The organism is Streptomyces sp. NPDC006476 (assembly GCF_040612015.1).
Lineage (GTDB): Bacteria > Actinomycetota > Actinomycetes > Streptomycetales > Streptomycetaceae > Streptomyces > Streptomyces griseorubiginosus_B.
Map to the genome: position 1 here is coordinate 113,184 of NZ_JBEXPK010000018.1, position 17,032 is coordinate 130,215.

Annotated in this window: 17 protein-coding genes and 2 pseudogenes; 9 read left to right on the plus strand and 10 right to left on the minus strand. The window is 69.2% G+C overall.

Annotation, left to right across the window (positions count from 1 at the left end; all coding sequences use genetic code 11):
* Positions 1-267 precede the first annotated feature (267 nt).
* Positions 268-1,506, plus strand: coding sequence for a Gfo/Idh/MocA family oxidoreductase (locus ABZZ74_RS21765; protein ID WP_356767270.1), 1,239 nt, complete (start codon positions 268-270; stop codon positions 1,504-1,506).
* Between the two features lie 260 nt (positions 1,507-1,766).
* Here ABZZ74_RS21765 and ABZZ74_RS21770 read toward each other — a convergent pair whose 3' ends face one another.
* Entirely contained in the window at positions 1,767-2,171 is a 405-nt protein-coding gene (locus tag ABZZ74_RS21770; RefSeq protein WP_356767272.1) for a helix-turn-helix domain-containing protein, read from the minus strand.
* A gap of 145 nt (positions 2,172-2,316) precedes the next feature.
* On the opposite strand from ABZZ74_RS21770, the gene ABZZ74_RS21775 reads away from it, so the two are divergent.
* Positions 2,317-3,183 carry an SDR family oxidoreductase gene (locus tag ABZZ74_RS21775; protein WP_356767274.1) on the plus strand — a complete coding sequence of 289 codons (867 nt, stop codon included), beginning with the start codon at positions 2,317-2,319 and terminating at the stop codon, positions 3,181-3,183.
* Positions 3,184-3,185: 2 nt separating this feature from the next.
* A pseudogene (locus tag ABZZ74_RS21780) lies at positions 3,186-3,403 on the plus strand (IS5/IS1182 family transposase); the annotation flags it as partial.
* A 19-nt stretch (positions 3,404-3,422) separates the two neighbouring features.
* On the opposite strand, the gene ABZZ74_RS21785 reads toward ABZZ74_RS21780, so the two are convergent.
* Positions 3,423-3,833 (minus strand): hypothetical protein, encoded by a 411-nt coding sequence (locus ABZZ74_RS21785; protein ID WP_356767276.1) that lies wholly within the window; start codon positions 3,831-3,833, stop codon positions 3,423-3,425.
* A gap of 69 nt (positions 3,834-3,902) precedes the next feature.
* Positions 3,903-4,826 (minus strand): alpha/beta hydrolase, encoded by a 924-nt coding sequence (locus ABZZ74_RS21790; protein WP_356767278.1) that lies wholly within the window; start codon positions 4,824-4,826, stop codon positions 3,903-3,905.
* 67 nt (positions 4,827-4,893) lie between these two features.
* Here ABZZ74_RS21790 and ABZZ74_RS21795 point away from each other — a divergent pair, with 67 nt between their 5' ends.
* Complete coding sequence (locus ABZZ74_RS21795) at positions 4,894-5,370, plus strand: MarR family transcriptional regulator (RefSeq protein WP_356767280.1); 477 nt, start codon at positions 4,894-4,896, stop codon at positions 5,368-5,370.
* A 206-nt stretch (positions 5,371-5,576) separates the two neighbouring features.
* Here ABZZ74_RS21795 and ABZZ74_RS21800 read toward each other — a convergent pair whose 3' ends face one another.
* A complete protein-coding gene (locus ABZZ74_RS21800) occupies positions 5,577-5,936 on the minus strand; it encodes an SDR family NAD(P)-dependent oxidoreductase (RefSeq protein ID WP_356767388.1) in 360 nt (119 codons plus the stop codon).
* A gap of 121 nt (positions 5,937-6,057) precedes the next feature.
* Here ABZZ74_RS21800 and ABZZ74_RS21805 point away from each other — a divergent pair, with 121 nt between their 5' ends.
* From ABZZ74_RS21805 to ABZZ74_RS21815, 3 genes and pseudogenes are all read left to right on the plus strand, one after another.
* A complete protein-coding gene (locus ABZZ74_RS21805; protein ID WP_356767282.1) occupies positions 6,058-6,531 on the plus strand; it encodes a nuclear transport factor 2 family protein in 474 nt (157 codons plus the stop codon).
* 25 nt (positions 6,532-6,556) lie between these two features.
* Positions 6,557-7,105, plus strand: coding sequence for a TetR/AcrR family transcriptional regulator (locus ABZZ74_RS21810; protein WP_356767284.1), 549 nt, complete (start codon positions 6,557-6,559; stop codon positions 7,103-7,105).
* Positions 7,106-7,337: 232 nt separating this feature from the next.
* Positions 7,338-7,654 (plus strand): annotated as a pseudogene (locus tag ABZZ74_RS21815) (serine/threonine-protein phosphatase); the annotation flags it as partial.
* Between the two features lie 216 nt (positions 7,655-7,870).
* Here ABZZ74_RS21815 and ABZZ74_RS21820 read toward each other — a convergent pair.
* Positions 7,871-8,215 carry a MerR family transcriptional regulator gene (locus tag ABZZ74_RS21820; protein WP_356767286.1) on the minus strand — a complete coding sequence of 115 codons (345 nt, stop codon included), beginning with the start codon at positions 8,213-8,215 and terminating at the stop codon, positions 7,871-7,873.
* Between the two features lie 793 nt (positions 8,216-9,008).
* The gene (locus ABZZ74_RS21825) at positions 9,009-9,650 is read right to left on the minus strand and encodes a TetR/AcrR family transcriptional regulator (protein ID WP_356767288.1); all 642 of its coding nucleotides are present in this window, start codon (positions 9,648-9,650) and stop codon (positions 9,009-9,011) included.
* 83 nt (positions 9,651-9,733) lie between these two features.
* On the opposite strand from ABZZ74_RS21825, the gene ABZZ74_RS21830 reads away from it, so the two are divergent.
* Positions 9,734-10,471 (plus strand): SDR family oxidoreductase, encoded by a 738-nt coding sequence (locus ABZZ74_RS21830; RefSeq protein ID WP_356767290.1) that lies wholly within the window; start codon positions 9,734-9,736, stop codon positions 10,469-10,471.
* A 1,087-nt stretch (positions 10,472-11,558) separates the two neighbouring features.
* A complete protein-coding gene (locus ABZZ74_RS21835) occupies positions 11,559-12,281 on the plus strand; it encodes a flavodoxin family protein (RefSeq protein WP_356767292.1) in 723 nt (240 codons plus the stop codon).
* 332 nt (positions 12,282-12,613) lie between these two features.
* Here the strand turns inward: ABZZ74_RS21835 and ABZZ74_RS21840 are convergent, their stop codons facing one another.
* The 4 genes from ABZZ74_RS21840 to ABZZ74_RS21855 are packed head-to-tail and all read right to left on the minus strand — an operon-like array spanning position 12,614 to position 17,028.
* Entirely contained in the window at positions 12,614-13,690 is a 1,077-nt protein-coding gene (locus ABZZ74_RS21840) for a sugar phosphate isomerase/epimerase (RefSeq protein ID WP_356767294.1), read from the minus strand.
* Positions 13,687-14,295, minus strand: a complete 609-nt coding sequence (locus tag ABZZ74_RS21845) for a nucleoside deaminase (RefSeq protein WP_356767390.1) — start codon at positions 14,293-14,295, stop codon at positions 13,687-13,689. The genes ABZZ74_RS21840 and ABZZ74_RS21845 overlap by 4 nt, the downstream gene beginning before the upstream one ends.
* A gap of 15 nt (positions 14,296-14,310) precedes the next feature.
* Entirely contained in the window at positions 14,311-15,837 is a 1,527-nt protein-coding gene (locus tag ABZZ74_RS21850; RefSeq protein ID WP_356767296.1) for a GMC oxidoreductase, read from the minus strand.
* 60 nt (positions 15,838-15,897) lie between these two features.
* Positions 15,898-17,028, minus strand: coding sequence for an ROK family transcriptional regulator (locus tag ABZZ74_RS21855; RefSeq protein WP_356767298.1), 1,131 nt, complete (start codon positions 17,026-17,028; stop codon positions 15,898-15,900).
* Between the last annotated feature and the right edge of the window lie 4 nt (positions 17,029-17,032).

The following is a 17,032-nucleotide window of genomic DNA, read 5'->3' on the forward strand; positions in this document are numbered from 1 at the left end:
GAAAAGATGCTTGAAGATGCTTGATTGAGGCATTGATAGAGCATGTTCAAGCATCTATGGTCATGGGTGTCACCGTGGAGCACAGGCTGCCATGTCGGCCCGGAGCGCGTCGTGGTTCATGTCTGCCGTGCCCTCGCGCGGGCTCCGACGCCACAGCGCTCTCGCTCCGCGGCGAGTCCGTCGACCGCCGCCGTACGGTGGCCACCGACCGGCCTCCGACGCCCAGGCGTCAGCCGCGTCTCCCCGTCTCCGACGAAGGGGTGTTCCGTGACCAGTGGTCCTCCGAACGCGCCGGAACTGCGCGTCGGTGTCGTCGGCACAGGCCAGCGAGCCGGGCTGGCCGCCCTGGCCGAGCAGCCCGGCTCGGCCAGCGTTGTCTCCTGCGCCGATACGTCCGAGCGTGGCCGCGCCGACGCCCGGAGGATCTTTGGGGCCGATGTCCAGGTCCACGAGCACTACGAGGACATGCTCGGTGACGGTCTGGACGCCGTGTTCGTCCTCACCCCGGACGACATCCACACCGCTCCCACCCTGTACTTCCTCGAAGCGGGTGTCGCTGTGTTTGTCGAGAAGCCTCTCGCCGTCGACCTCGACGACTGCGACCGGGTCCTGGCCACCGCCGCCCGCACCGGCACGCGGCTGTACGTCGGACACAACCTCCGCCATCTGCCGGTCCTGCGCACCATGCGCAGACTCGTCGACGAGGGGACGATCGGAACCGTGCGGGCCGTGTGGTGCCGACATTTCGTCGGCCACGGCGGCGACTACTACTTCAAGGACTGGCACGCCGAACGAGCCCGGACCACCGGCCTGTTGCTCCAGAAAGGCGCGCACGACCTGGACGCGATCCACTGGCTGGCGGGGGGCTGGTCCCGCACGGTGACCGCACTGGGCGGCCTGTCCGTCTACGGCGCCAGTCCGCACCGCCGTACCGGGCCCCAGGGGTCGGCGCGGGTGCAGGACTGGTTCGACGAGGGCGTGTGGCCGCCGTCGGCGCTGCGCGATCTCAACCCCGTCATCGACGTGGAGGACATCAGCATGGTGCTGACTCGCCTCGACAACGGGGTGCTCACGAGCTACCAGCAATGTCACTTCACCCCCGACTACTGGCGCAACTACACCGTCATCGGTGACGAGGGCCGGATCGAGAACCTCGGGGACGGTGTCGAGGGCGACGCCCCGGTGATCAAGGTGTGGAACCGGCGGCGCTCAGGCTACCGCCCCGAGGCAGATCTGACCCTGCTCCCCGCCGAAGCGGCCGGTGGCCCGCACGGAGGCGCGGATCAGTCCCTCGTCGACGAGTTCCTGCGTTTCGTCGCGTACGGCGGCGCGACCGAGACGTCGCCCGTAGCCGCCCGCGAAGCCGTCGCGACCGGCATCGCGGCCACCACATCTCTGCGTTCGGGCGGCACTCCGGTGGAGATCCCGGCCCTCGCCCCGCACCTCGCCGACTACTTCGTGCGCCACCAACCTGGCTCCCACGCCCCGGCTTTGCGGAGAGACTGAGCCCCGGCCGCACTCCATCCGAGGCGGCATCTCGTGGTCGACACCCGCATGCCTGCTTCTGATGATCGTGGTCAGGCCAGGCTGACCTGCAGGCCTCCCGGGCGGAAGAGCGCTCGAAGGAAGTCCTCTTCCGCCCGCGGCTGATGCATCCGGAGATCACCATCGTCCGGGCCCGACAGCCGGGTTGCTCAGGGGAGTCTGATTGTCGGGCCGGTCTCGGCGAGGCAGCCGTCCATGACCAGTCCGTCGGCCGCCGCCGATTACCGGGTGCGCGCAGTGCGGTCGTCGTACTCTTCGCGGGCGGTGATGACTTCTTCGATGTGCAGCACGGACCACTCCGTGAGCGCCTTCAGCGGTTCCCGCAGCGTCTGGCCGAGCGCGGTCAGCTCATACTCCACGTGCGGCGGCACCTCCGGGTAGACGGTACGACTGATCAGCCCGTCGCGTTCGAGGGTGCGCAGCGTCTGGGTGAGCATCTTCTCGCTCACGCCCGCCAGCGCCTGCCGGAGCCGGCCGAACCGGGACGTCCCGTTCCGGCCGAGTTCGCCCAGCACGAGGACTGCCCACTTGCTGCCGATCTGGTCGAGCAGGTCCCGCGACGGGCAGCCGCGCTCGTACGGATCGAATGACGGTATGGGCCCGCTCACGTTCTCGACAGCAGCCATACGGCTCACCTCAATGCTTTCGCTCCCGTAAGTACCCTACCAATAAGTGGCTACTCCCCAGCAGAGAGTGTCCAGGTCATTCTGGGTTCCATCCCGCCGCGGACGGACTGCGGCAGGCGTGCGAGGCACGCGCGGGAAGGAAGGAATGACCATCATGCCGATCGTCGTCACCGGAGCCACCGGCCAGCTGGGCAGGCTCACTGTCGAGGCACTGCTGCGGCGCGGGATCCCGGCCGCGGACATCATCGCGACCGGCCGGGACATCGCCAGGATCAAGGACCTGGCCGACCGAGGCATCACGGTACGCCGCGCCGACTTCGCGGACACCGACAGCCTGGCCGAGGCATTCGCGGGGGCAGACAGGCTGCTGTTGATCTCGGCCTCGGCCCCTGTGGGCGAGCGGGTCGCCAACCACCGCCGCGTGATCGACGCCGCGGTGTCCGCAGGCGTGTCGCGGGTGGCGTACACGAGCACGACGCACGCGGACACGGCCACCACCGTCATTGGCGCCACGCACCGCGAGACCGAGGAGTATCTGCGGGACCGCGGAATCCCCAGCGTGCTGCTGCGCAACGGCTGGTACCTGGAGAACTACACCAGCCAACTGCCGCAGATCCTGCAGAACTGCGCCGTCGTCGGCGCCGCAGGCGAGGGGCGGATCAGCGCCGCGTCCCGCGCCGACTACGCCGAGGCCGCAGCCGTCGTCCTCACCGCGGAAGGCCACACTGGCGCCGTGTACGAGCTCGGCGGCGACGAGTCCTTCACCCTGACCGAGCTCGCCGCCGCGATCTCCGCTGCGGCCGACAAGCAGGTTACCTACACTGACCTCCCGGTGACCGACCTCACCCGGGTACTGGCCGCCGCGGGCCTGCCCGCCGAGCTGGCGGAGGTCCTCGCTGACGCTGACCGCGGCATGAACCGCGGCGAGATGTACACCGACTCTGGCGACCTGCACCGCCTGATCGGCCGCCCGCCCATGACCCTGGCCGAGGCACTCACGGTCGCCCTATGACTGCCGCCAACCGGAAGAAGGGCTCCGGGGGCGGTCGGCCGTCAGCCACGACGCCGCTCTCTACCAGGAGAGGAACACCGTCGAGCGCCTGATCAACAAGCTCAAGGTCTGGCGGGGAATCGCCACTCGATACGACAAGACCCCGGACAGCTACCTCGCCGGCCTCCACCTACGAGCCTCGATGATCTGGATCAAAGACCTCACCCGGACCACTGATTGATCACAACTCGATACAGGCCCTAGTCGTGGCCGACCAGAGCGGTGATGAGCTTGCGGGCCCTGGCTTTGGAGCCGCTTCGCGACCGTCGCGCAGCGCTGCCGGCGAGCGCGCGGGGCGATGTCGCGCCCTTGATCACCTTGGCGAACTCGGCGTCGAACCGCTCCTTGCCGACCTTCTCCGCGAGCGTGGTCAGGTACTGCACCTGCGCCTCGGTGGCCGGCTCCGTCTTCGCCTTCTCGGCGCGCCTGCGCCGAGGGGCGTAGATCCGCTCGTCCTCGGCCTTGTGGGCCGCCTCAGTCTCCGAGCTGGCGCAGGTGCTGTGCACAGACTCGTACCACGTCTGAGCGCTCGGCTTGCCGGTCACCGCCTCCCACAGTGCGTCCGCCGTCAGCTTCTCTTCATCCAGCACTTCGGTCAGGCCGGGGCCCACGAGCCCGTCGTAGCCAGTCCCGCCCAACGGCGAGCCAGGGCTCGGTCCGCATGAGACTGTCTGCGGGCCTCAGCCTGCCGACGTGCGTGTCGCGTCCTTGGTGCGGATGTGCTGGCTGAGAAAGAGAGCGGCGCGGTCCAGTGCTTCGTCGGCTTCGTCCAGGACGCCGGTGAACGCCTGGAAGACATGCGGAACGTCAGCGGTGATGTCCAGGATGACGTCCACTCCGGCGTCCCTCGCGCGCGTGGCCATGCGTGTGGAGTCGTCCAGGAGCAGTTCGTTGGTGCCCGCCTGCAGAAGCATTGGGGGGAAGCCGGTCAGGTCGGCGTGGGTGGCGGGGCTGAGCATGGGCTGGTGGGGGTCCTGCCCCGCGCGATACATGGCCCCGGTGTGTTCCAGGCCCTCACGCGTGAAGAACGGATCGATGCTCGCCTTGGTGTCCATGCTCTCGCCTGTCCGGGTCGCGTCGAGTCCGGGCGAGAACGCCACGATCGCGGCGGGCATGGGCAGGCCCGCGTCGCGAGCGGCGAGGCAGGTGGTGACCGTGAGGCCACCACCGGCGGAGTCGCCGGCGAACACGGTTGCCGAAGGGTCCTCGCCGCTGTCGAGAAGTGCGCGGTAGGCGCTCAGCCCGTCCTCGATGGCGGCGGGGAACGGGTGCTCAGGGGCAAGCCGGTAATCCAGCGAGAACGCCCTGAACCCGGTCCTGGCCACCAGATTCCCCGTCAGCGACATCGCCGTCGCCGGTGAACCGACCACGTAAGAGCCGCCGTGAAAGTAGAGGATCGTCCCCGCCTTCGGAGTGCCGGCTGGCTCGACCAGCACAGCGGGCCGATCGCCGAGTGTCGCAGTCCGGGTGCGGATCCCGGCCGGGACGATCATTTCTCCCATCATCGCCCTGAACCCGGCGCGGAGCTCCTCCACCGACCGAGGGCTCTCCGACTGAGGCCGTCGGACCATCGCGTCGATCTCCGCCCGCTGTTGCCTGCTCATTGCCGCCTCCATCGTAAGCGCATGCCAAAGAACTATATGCCGTGGAATATAGATTAGAATATATGCCATGGCATCTAAGTCAAGCCGTGGCCCGATCGACCTCCCGGGCTTCTTCGCCGATCTCGTCCGCTGCGAGACACGCCTCTACAACGCGCTGAACGATCGACTTCGCGAGCGGCACGGGATCGTCACCTCGCAGTTCGAGTTCCTGCGCTACCTGCGCGACCACCCCGGGTCCCGGGTGGCGGACCTCGCCACCGAATTCGCCATCGGGATCGGCGCGACCAGCAAGGGCATCGACCGCCTGGAGAAGCAGGCATGGGTCATACGGCGAACCAATCCATCGGATCGCCGCTCATCACTGCTGGACCTGACCGCTGGAGGCCTGCAACTCGTCGAGGCGGCGGAGGCGACCTTCACCAACACACTGACCGAGCTGACCGCAGACGTTCTCGGCGGTCCCTCAGGACTGGCCGCCGTACAGATCCTCGCGGAGCTGCGCTCCGGGCTCGAACGCGACCAGATCGGCCTGCCCACAGGCTGACCGGCAAGCGCATCCAGTGCGACAGCCCATGCCAGTTCGCTGCGTGATCAGCGTTTGTTACGAGGGTGAATCCCGCGGATTGATCACGACTCGATGCGCGCCCTAGGGAAAGCCCTAGGGACGCCCTAGGGACGTTCAGGACTTCCTGGTAGTGGCCCTCGGCCTCGCCATGGCGCTGCCACTTCACCCGCTGGACGAGGATCTGCTCAGGGCCTGGCGACTTCAGTGATCTGCTGGCCCGTCAGCGAGGTTCGGGTGGCTGACGGGACCAGTTCGATCACCTGCAGATTGCTCATGGTCAGCTGCACTCGCAGTGACTCGGTGAAGGAGCGGATGGCGGCCTTGGTCGCGTTGTAGGTGGGGGTGGCGGGCGGCGGCACGTAGCCCAGCCCGTAACCCACCGTCATGAGCGTCGCCGTGGGCTGGGCGAACAGACCGGGCAGGAACGCGTTGATCAAGCGGATCGGCCCGAGCAGGTTGACCGCGATGGTGCGCTCGGCCACGGCCCGCGGCGGCCGCGCTCGTCGGCCTGCCGCGTCAGGAGTGCCTGCCGCCCGTGAGGCGATTTCTGGACGCCCGCCCTCCGTGAAAACGGATGGGGATTCCCGTTGCGCTACCTCTGCTCGGCTGCCCGCAACAGCGCGTGGTGTGTTAGGTTATAGGTCGACCACTAACGTAGGAGTGAAGATGACAGTCAAGGAAGACGACGCCGCCCGCCGGGCCGCTGCCCAGCACGCTCTGACCGAGCACCTGCGCCTCACCGCCGCGGGACGCGTCGAGGAATGGGTGGAGCTGTTCGCCCCGGACGCGGTGCTGGAATTCCCGTACGCGCCGGCCGGTGTGCCCCAGCGGGTGACGGGGCGCGACGCACTGGTCGCGCACATGAGCAACTTTCCCGAGACCTTCGACGTGGAGTTCGTCGGCCTGGTCTTCCACGACACGGTCGATCCGAGTCTGGTGATCGCCGAGTTCCGCTCGAAGGGCAAGGCGCTGCCGACCGGCAAGCCGTACGAGCAGACCTGCATCTCCGTCGTCCGCACCGATGACGACGGGCGCATCACTCACTACCTGGACTACTGGAACCCGCTGGTGGCGATCGAGGCGCTCACGCCCGACGACGTCCCGTCCGACTCCGACCTCAGCGTGACGTTTGGGCGCTGAGGGGAGTCATGTTTGACTGACACCCATGCCTGCCGCCGGTACCAGTACGAAGAGCGACGAACGACGTCGGGCCATCATGGCCGCCGCGGTCGACTGCTTCGCGCAAAAGGGTTTCTACGGTACGACGACGCACGAGATCGCAGCATGGGTCGGCGTCTCCCAGCCGTATCTCTACCGCTTGTACCCGAACAAGGAAGCGCTGTTTGCGGCGGCGGTCGACCACGTGTCGGTCGTCATGACCGACACGCTGGTCGCGCACTCGCCGGCGTCGGGCGGGGTCGGGCTGTCGCCCGAGGCGAGGTTGGATGCCGCACGCGACGCCTACGCCGCGCTCGTCGCGGACCGGAACATCCTGCGTTTCCTCATGCACGCGAACTGTGCCGTCGGCGAGCCGCTGGTGGCACAGGCCGTGCGCCGGTGCTACGCCAAACAGGTCGACACCGTCCGGCAGCTGCTGGGCGACGACGACGCCGTGCGGCGCTGGTTCGGCGCCGGAATGCTCGACAACGTGGTCGCCGTGCTGGGGCTGGCCGACATCGATGAGCCATGGGCCCACGTCCTCACCGCTCGATGACCCGTCAGGGGACACCCCCGCCTCGCCATGCTCGCTGGCAGGCGCACGAGACGGTCGGCGAGCTGCTTGACGGCCGTTTGACGCCGGCTGTGCCACCACCAGGGTCCCTCGGCCCGACGCGAGCGGCTCGACCTGGACACCGGAACCACCCCGAGGGGGACGTGCTGAACGCCAGAATGCGGTGATGCTTGCCGTTTCGGCGGGAAGAAGGGGCGTAACCAGGGAGGCGGATGTGCTGCGTGATCGGTTCCGGCTGTCGGATGTGCTGGCGGCGGCGGAGAACGCCGCGCCGGGGAGTCGCTGGATGTGGTGGCGCGCAACCTTCGTGAGCGTTTCGGCGCGCTGTACGTGTCGTTTCGGTTCGTCGACGTCGTCGGCCGGCGCCTGCTGCGGGTCAGTGACAACGCCGCTTCACCACGGCATCGTCAGGCCGAACACGTCTCGCTGGCCGGCAGCGGCGTCTACGACCAGGTTCTGCGCACCCAGAAGCTGGTCCAGGCATCGCACGACGGGCCGGAGCACGGGCAGCGGGTGCTAGCTCCCGTCAGTAGGCCAGCGCGTGCGCGGCTTCCTCGACCTGCTCAAGGACCACGCGATGGCCGACCGGGGGCACCAGCGTGCTCATCACGGTCCACGGTATTGCGCTCACCGCGGACTTCAGGTGTTGTGCGAAGTCGCCCAGCACCCGGCACCACGCTGCAATCCGGGGCGGAAGCCGTGACGGGCCGTCAGCGACGTCGGCTGTGCCGTCGGGCGTGTCATCTGTCAGGCTGAGGTTTTTGACTGCGGCTCGCGGCCTTGGGTACGCAGTTCCTCGTTGATGCGCCGGGCTTCTTCGAGTTGGTCTTCGAGGATGACGATGCGGCAGGCGGCCTCGATCGGGGTGCCCTGGTCGACGAGTTCACGGGCCCGGGCGGCGATGCGTAGCTGGTAGCGGGAGTAGCGGCGGTGTCCGCCCTCGGAGCGCAGCGGGGTGATCAGGCGGTGTTCGCCGAGGGCGCGCAGGAAGGCGGGGGTGGTGCCGAGCATCTCGGCGGCCCGGCCCATGGTGTAGGCGGGGTAGTCGTCGTCGTCGAGATTGTCGACGGGACGGGAATCGCCAGGGGGCATATACCTCTTCTTTCAGCGGACGCGTCGGGGGGCCTGGGTGCCGTTCGGCACCCAGGCCCCGAGCTTTCAACACCATCTGCCGGCGAACTGCGCCGGCCTTCTATGTCCGCAGCTTTCGCCTGGGAGGGCGGGGCTGCGGGGATCGCGGATGCGTGACCGGGGACCACCTTCCAATCCGGGGCCTGCGGTACCCGGGCGGACTCTTCCTCGCCCGGGCGATCCTGATGGCGTCTGCTCCTTACTTTCGGCTAATCGTTGTACTGCTGGATCCTGCGGTACTGCTCGCGGCCTCTGCGAGGCCGCGTCCTGCTGGACGTGCATGCACGGCAGTTCGTGTCTGCCGTGCCCTCGTCGACTTCCTGGGTACATGGAAACTGTAACCCTGGGATGAGTCCATGTCTACTGCGGCCAGTACAGTTTTTCTTCAGATTCGATACGTGTTCTTCTGCCGCGCATGCACCTGAAAGAGTGACGTCTCGGGGTTGGTGCCTGTCTGTCCAATCATGGCGGCGCAGTAACTGGCTGACGGCACGGCTCTTGTGGGAGGGGGGATGGGGCCGCGGCGGGAGGGAGGCGGCCCTGCCCGGCGACAGGGCCGAAATGATCAGTCAAGAATCCCGACATGGATCAGGTCACGAGCGGAGCAGCTGTGCCTGATGTCCACCGGGTTGCCCTCGGGCGCGGCCGTTGGCTGGCTGCGCCTGGTCGACACGGCTTCTACGTTCCTGGGCGGCGGGCCACCGCCGCGTGGTGAGGTGCGTCCGGGGGGTGTGCGGCTGTGATGGCGCGAACGTCAGTTCTCGCGGGCCGAACGGCGCGCGGTTGCGGGGTTCTTCTGTGCTGCGGGTTTGGGCAGGACCGCCAGTGCGGTGTCTGCGATGTTGCGCAGCGTCTGCGGGTCCAGGCCGGCTTTGCCCACCGCTTCCATGCCGCGGACCAGCGTCAGCAGCAGTGCCGCCAGCCGCTCGGGATCCGCGGCGCTGTCGATGTCGCCGTGGCGCTGGGCGGCGCTGATCTCCGTGCGCAGCAGGCTCAGCAGTGCCGTCATGGCCTCGGCCGAGCGTCCGGCGACCGTGGGATCGTGCTGGGCCAGTTCCGCAGCGCCTTTGGCCAGCAGGCAGCCGCGGCGCTCGGTGTCGGAGGCGGTGTTCTCTGCCATGAGGTGCACATACTCCGACAGTCGGTCCATGGCCTCAGCGTCCGGGCCGCCTGCAAGCCGGCCTTCGGCCACCTCGACGACTGCGGTGCACCAGTCGCCGAACACGCGGTGGAACAGCTTGGCCTTGTCGCCGAATGCGCCGTACAGGCTGCCCTTGCCCAGGCCGGTCGCCTGGGCGATGTCGTCCATCCGGGTTCCCGCGTAGCCGGTCGTCCAGAACTGTTCCCGGGCACGCTCGAGGACGTGGCGTTCGTCGAATGCGCGTGGTCTCGGCATGGTTTCAGACTATCCATTCTTGACTGGGTCGTCCATTACGGCCTAGGTTATGGACGATCCATTCCATAACTGAGGGGTTCGACATGCCAGGGGTGCTGCAGGAGAAGGTGGCTGTGATCACGGGGGGCACCAGCGGGATCGGGCTGGCCATTGCCCACCGCTTCGTCCGGGAGGGCGCACGGGTCTTCGTGACCGGCCGCGACATCGACCGCCTCGAAGCGGCGGTCAAGGCGCTGGGCCCCGCGGCCACCGGCGTACGATCCGACGTCTCGGTCCTGGCCGACCTGGACGCGCTCTACACCCGAGTCCGCGAGGAGGCCGGACGCATCGACGTGCTGGTGGCCAACGCGGGAGTCGTCGCGGACGCCGCGCTTGGCGCCCACACCGAGGCGAACGTCGACCTGACGCTCGCCGTCAACGTCAAGGGCCCACTGTTCACCGTTCAAAAGGCGCTTCCGCTCCTGGCGGAGAACGCCTCCATCCTGGTCATCGGCTCGAGCAACAGCATGCGCCCCAATGAGCATCTCGAGGTCTACAGCGCCTCAAAGGCGGCGCTGAGCAACCTCGCGCACAACTGGGCCCGCCAGTCGCGAGAGCGCCGATTCCGGGTCAACGTCCTCAGCCCGGGACCCACACGCACCCCGGCCCTGCTGCGCGCTGCGGGGCCGGACGCCGACCAGTTCGCCGAGGCCGTCGTACCACTGGGAAGGCTGGCCGACGCCGAGGAAATCGCCGAGGCCGCCCTCTTCCTGGCTTCGGACGCCTCGTCGTTTGTCACCGGCGCCGAACTCTTCGCCGACGGCGGCTACACCCGGGCCTGAACAACGGCCGCTGGTGCGCATCCGGTTCCCTCGAAGCGACGGTGGGGCACTCACGATCGCGCGTGTGCGTCGTACGAGACCCAGCGCTCCGACAACGAGATCGTGCCTGCGGCCTGTCCGACGACGTCGGCCGCGCTTCGGCTGTCGCTCCGGCAACGCCCACCTCCGCCGGATGCACATCCATCTCGTCGAGCAGAGCACAACGGCACGCGGGCCACGCGGACGTCCTGGGGAAGCTGCTTGACGGAGCATCCGCTGGGTCGCGACCGGAGCCAAAAGCGGACGTGTGCTGTCCGTACTGGTTGTACATCTGGACGCGGGGCATCCCTGCGGCGACGCACAATGGGGGAGACCGCGCCAGCTACGTCGCCAGCCGACTCAAAGTCTCTCAAGCACCCAGGGGGCCCGGGTAGCCACCAGCCCGGGCACTTGACGTCCTAGGCATCCATCACATGTCAGGCCGGGTGTCCGTCGTTTCTGTCCGGTCGGGATGGAAGATTTCCTTAGTGGTCAGGCCGAAGATAAACCGCGGCGTCCGGCAGTCACTTCGGCGGCACGGCAGGCGGTACGTACCCGGCTGTGGCACCGTGGAGGAGCTCCTGGCCCGCCGCTTTCCCCTAGCGGCGGGTCCGGACGGGCGGACCGGTGGTCGGACACGTGACTGTCGATGTCGTTTCGAAGCGGGGCGGGGCATCGCACGCTCGCGCGCGTACCCCGTTGGGCATGACTTCCGCAGCTCGCTCGCCGGAGAGGCGCTCAAGGTGCGGTCACCTCCTGGCAGCGGCCGCGCGCGGGGGCCGAGGATTCGCCCATACGGAGTCGCTCCTGGTGGGTGGGCGGAAGAACGGAAACGGCGGCGGGTCGTCGTCCGCCGTCACCCGCTCGGCGGCAGCGGAATTGTGCACCGCACTGGCACGTCGCTCGCCTCGAGGCCACGATCTCGGTGGGCGTCCCGATGCGCGCGACATCGGTCGGAACGATGACGGATGCGGGACAAAGCGCGACAAACGGAGATCCGCGCGAGAAGCTGCGGCTGGGTTCGCCCCGTCCCGGGGGCGCGCCGTCGCCTCAGGCCCAAGGAGCCGCCGTGAACGCCACCGACGACAGCTACCGCTTCGACGACCTCACCGCCCTGTTCGTCAACTGCACCCTCAAGCCGTCACCGCAGCAGAGCCACACGCAGGGCCTGATCGACAAAAGCGCGGAGATCATGATGTCGCGCGGGGTCACCACGTCCGAGATCCGGGCTGTGGACCACGACATCGCGCCCGGTGTCTACCCGGACATGACCGAGCACGGTTTCGCGACGGACGAGTGGCCGGCCGTGTACGAACAGGTGATGGCCGCCGACATCCTGGTCATCGCCGGACCGATCTGGCTGGGCGACAACAGCTCGGTCACCAAGAAGGTCATCGAGCGGCTCTACGGCTGCTCCGGCCTGCTCAATTCCGAAGGCCAGTACGCCTATTACGGCCGCGTCGGGGGCTGTCTGATCACCGGCAACGAGGACGGCGTCAAACACTGCGCCATGAACGTCCTCTACAGCCTTCAGCATCTCGGCTACACGATTCCGCCGCAGGCCGACGCCGGCTGGATCGGTCCGGCCGGACCCGGACCGTCGTACCTCGACCCGGGCTCGGGCGGGCCGGAGAACGACTTCACCAATCGCAACACCACCTTTATGACCTGGAACCTGATGCACCTGGCCGCCATGCTCAAGCGCGCCAAGGGGATCCCGGCCCACGGCAACCAGCGCTCCGAGTGGGACGCAGGCTGCCGGTTCGACGCCCCGAACCCCGATTACCGCTGACTGCTCCGCATCAGTCCGGGCGCCACGGCCGCCGTCGTGTGCGCTGCATCAGCGCCCCGATGGGGCGGGCCGTCCACGGCGGGCAGGTGCTGGCCCGTCTGGCTATCCGATGCGGCGCATGACGTTCAACACCGGCACAACCGCGGCCGCCGCGGCGGCAGGCCGCCCGGATTCGACCAGGAGACCTACCGCTGACGCATGATGATTGAGCGCTCCCTCAACCGGCTTGTCAGGCCAAATGCTGACCCACGAGTCTCCGCTCGCCGCTCCGCTGTGGAGGACAGGCTGCTGACGAGCTCGGTTGGCTCGCGCACGCGGACGGACGGCCTCGATCATGCATCCGCCGAGGATGGCGACCCGCAGGAGGGCCGAGCCCGGTCCGCCGCGGTCGCCGCGCCAGGTGTTGGAAGGGGCGCGGGTGCCGTCGAGACGGCGGCGTGATCGCCGACCGTCGGCCGTGCCCGGACCCCCTCCACGACCGCCATTCCCGCCCGCAGAGCGGCGACGGGATCGGCCGCCTCGTCCAGCTCGACGAGGACGATGTCGGCGCCGGGCGTACGGGACATCGCGTCGGCCCATGCCTTCCAGTCCACGATGCCGGTGCCCAGTTCGGTCATGTAGGGCTGTTGCTGGGCGAAGACCGTCTCGTCGATGGTGAGTTCGACGTCGATCGGCTTGACGGCGTCCTTCCAGTGCGCGAGCGCGATGCGCTGGGAGTGACGGCGCGCGACGGCGACGGGGTCGCCGCCACCGAGCGCGATGTGGCAGGAGTCGGGGCACAGCCACACGTAGCGCGGATCGGTCAGCGCCATGAACAGGTCGATGTCCCTTTCGTACCAGAGGGTGCTGTTGGATTCCGTGTGGAAGGCGAGCTTCACGCCGTACCGGGAGACGGCCTCGCCGACGGCGTGGGCTATGTCGGCCATCCGGGTCATGTACGCGGCGTCCACGAAGAAGGGCGGCCGCGTCCCGAACGTCGTCCGCATCGGCAGCCCGGCGACGAGCAGTTGCGCCCCCGCCTCGGCGAGGAAGGCGGCGCGTCGCTCGGCGTCGGCGACGATTGCGGGCAGGTTGCCGCCCTGCAGCCAGTCGGGGGCGTCGCTGCCGGCGACGAACGCGCTCACCACGAACAGGCCGTGGGTCGCCAGTTCACGGCGGAAGGCATCCGCGCCACCGAAGGCGCGCAGGGCCGAGTCGATGTCGCCGGGTGCGAAGGTCAGCTCCAGGCCGGTCACCCCGGCTTTGGCCAGTGCGTCCATCACTCGTGCCCAGAAGAGCCGGGGATGGTCGTGGGCCCAGTCGCGCAGGGCGTCGGCGGAGTCCAGTCCCCAGAAGTCCGGGTGGTAGAAGGTGATGACATCGGTCGCGAAACACGGTGTCGGCGGTGCCGGCGGATCCAGGAGTGTCATGCGGCGCCTGCGCGGGCGTTGTAGACGGTGACGCCGTGGGCGTCGACGGCGTCCCGGTAGCTGCGGAACACGGCGAGCGCCTCGTCGCGCAGCACATCCCGCACGACCGTGATGCCGCGTGCCTCGAACTGTTCGGCCCAGTCCGCGCCGAGTGGGCCCTCGTCGAAGGTCGTGATCTCCTCCAGGTCCGGCCCCTCGCCCGCGACCACGAGACCCCGCACCCCGGACCACATCGTCGCGCCGTAACAGAGCACGCATGGACGCCAGTTGACGACGAGTTCGTGCGCAGGCAGGCCCTCACCGCCGAGGTCCCAGCCTCCGGTGGCCTTCTGCGCGAGGCCCAGCGCGAGGACCTCGGCGTGCGCGCTGGAGACACCGGAGGCGAGTACGACGTTCACGCCGACCGAGATGATCCGGCCGCTGTCCTGCTCGGCGACGAGTGCCGCGAACGGACCGCCGTTGCCCTCACGCCAGTTGCGGTCGGCGAGGCGGTGCACGAGGCGCATCCGGTCCTCGCGGTCGGGGATGACGGCCGGCACGTCGGCGAGTTCGTCATCGATCCACGCGGGTAGCGCCACGCGGTATTCCTTCGGGATGTCGATCACGGTTCCCATGCCCTCTCAGTTAGTGGCGGACGCGGTGATGCGTTCGGCGACGGCGCGCGCGGCCCGAACGGCGGTCACCGCCCCGGCCAGTGTGACGTTGGCCGCCATCGCGGTGGGTATCACGCCGTTTCCGGCGAGATACAGGTTGTCGAAGCCCCACACCCGGCCGTCGGGGTCGCACACGCTGGTGCCGTCGTCGGCGCTGCCTGCCCGGACGGTGCCGGTCTGGTGCAGTGACGAACCGGGTGGGAGCAGGGCCAGCTCGGTGTCGGGATCGAACGTGCCGAACTCCGCGGCGAGGGACCGGGCTTGCTCCAAGGCCCGGCTGATCAGCTCGCGGTCGGCGTCGGAGTAGCCGAACTCGACGGTGAACCGTGGCATCCCGGTGAGGTCGGTGTCCGACTCCGAGAAGACGAGCCGGTTCTCGGAGCGGGACTCGACGGGGGCGTACAGCGACAGCCCCACCGAGTGCGCCAGGGGCCGGCCGGCCTCGTCCACGTACGTGCGGTTCATGATCTGCCCGTGGAAGGGCTGCGCCGTTCCGTTGTGCGGCAGCCAGAGCGAGTCCGTGGCGAACTCGCCGTCACGCGGCAGGGGGAGGGCGTCGAGAGGGATGCCGAACCGGTCGAGGTCGAGCAGCACCCGGGCACTGATGAACGCGTGCTCGTTGAGGTGACGCCCCAGTGCCGCGGGCCGTATGCCGGACGCGAACAGCAGTTGCGGGGTGCGCAGCGCGTCGGCGCACACCACCACGGCCTCCGCGAGGAGTTCGGACTCGGCGCCGTCGGACACGCGCCGCAGCCGCGCGCCGGCGGCCCGGCCGCCCTCGATGACGACGGACGTGGCGAGAGTTCCCGTCAGGAGGGTGAAGGCCGGGTCCCCGCCCGCCGCGATCGCGGGGAAGACCGTGCCCGGAGCCGTGCGCGGCATGGGTCCCGCAGGTGTCGCGCTGACCGCCATCGGCATCGGCTGGGGCCGCCGGTCGTCCGTCCCGATGCCGTCGTAGCGTCGGCGCAGCACGTCCAGTACCCGCTGCCCGACCGGGGTCGGGCCGATGGCGGCGGGTGTGACCGCGAGCAGACGGCGCGCGGTGCCCAGGTCCGTCGCCCAGCGGTCCGGGTCGCCGAAGTCGAACACCTCGTCTCCGGCGGGCCAGGGCGTCGCGGCGGTCCAGTGCACTCCCATGCCGCCCGCGTTCCACGCGAGCGCTGCGGCCGGCATCGCCTCGGCGTCCTCGCCGAAGGCGAGCGCGTGGAACATGCCGGGTGCCAGGCCGGCGATGCTGTCCGCGACGTCGCGCACCACCTCGGCGCCCGTGTACAGGCCCTGGACGCCGGTGGCGACGCGTTCGTTGTAGCGCGACCACAGGGCCGGGTCGTCGAGGTCGTGCAGGTGCAGACCGGGGGCCGAACCGATCGGCCGGCCGCCGTCGACCATGGTGATGTCCAGCGTCGGATCGGTGTCCCGCAGCAGCCGGGCCACGACGGATCCCATGATGCCGCTGCCCACGATGAGAACGCCGGTCCTGCTGGTGCCGGTCATGGTCGGGCTCCTGTTCTGGTGAAACGTGGTGTGAGGGGAAAGTGCGGGTGGCACGCGCGATCACGCGCTCGGGACGGGTGGGCCGAACAACTCGGTGTCCATGTGGTCGAGTACGAACTTGACGGCGCCGATGAGCGGGCCGTCGGAGCCCAGTACGGTGGCGCGCAGCTCGACGGCGGGGGTACGCGCGCTGTGCATGGCCTCGCGCACACGGGGCAGCAGCACGTCGGCCGCGTCCTCCAGCCCGCCGCCGAGCACGATGAGTGACGGCGCGACCGTCCACGACAGGGTGGTGAGGATCGACGCGATGTTCTCCACGAACTCCTCGACCTCCGCGAGCGCCGCCGTATCGCCGGCCCGAGCCGCGGCGAAGCGGCCGAGCGCGACACGCCGCCGGTCCGGATCAGGAGAGGTCAGCCAGGCCACGGGACGGTCCTCGACCGAGCCGGCCGGCAGCGACACCGCCTCGGCGATCTCGCCCGCGGCGCCCTCCAAACCACGGTGTACGTCCCCCCGTATGAGGATGCCCAGACCGGTCCGGTTCCCGAGCATCGCCCATACGACGTTGTCGTGGTCACCGGCCGCACCCCGCCAACGCTCCGCGAGGGCACCGAGATTGGTGTCGTTGTCGGCGAACCACGGCACGCCGATGCGCCGCCCGAGTTCCTTCGGCAGGTGCACGCCTTCCCATCGCGTGGTGTGCACCAGACGCCGTACGACGCCGTCGTCGTCGATCGCGCCACCGCCCGCGATCGCGCCGGCCCGCAGCCGGTCGGCCGAGCCGCCCGCGTCGTCGAGCGCCTCCAGCACCAGCGCCGCCGCGTCGTCGAGCGTGGCCTGCGGATCCTGGTAGACCCGCAGCGGCCCGTGCGCCCTGCCGACGATGCGGCCACGCACGTCGGCGACGACCGCGGACGCACCGAAGGTGTTGACGCGCACAGCCGCCAGCAGCGCGTGGTCGGCCCGCAGAACGTACCGGCGAGCGGGGCGCCCGGCGCAGCCGCTGACCGGAACCCGGTCGAGTTCGCTGACCCAGCCCGCGTCGACGAGGGAGTCCAGGATGAGCTCGATGGTGCGGCGGGACAGGCCGACCCGCTCGGACAGCTCGGCCAGCGTCATCGACCCGGCCGACACCGCCAGCGCACGAAGGATCACCGAGGTGTTGACCCGCCGGACGGCGCTCTGGTTCATCCCG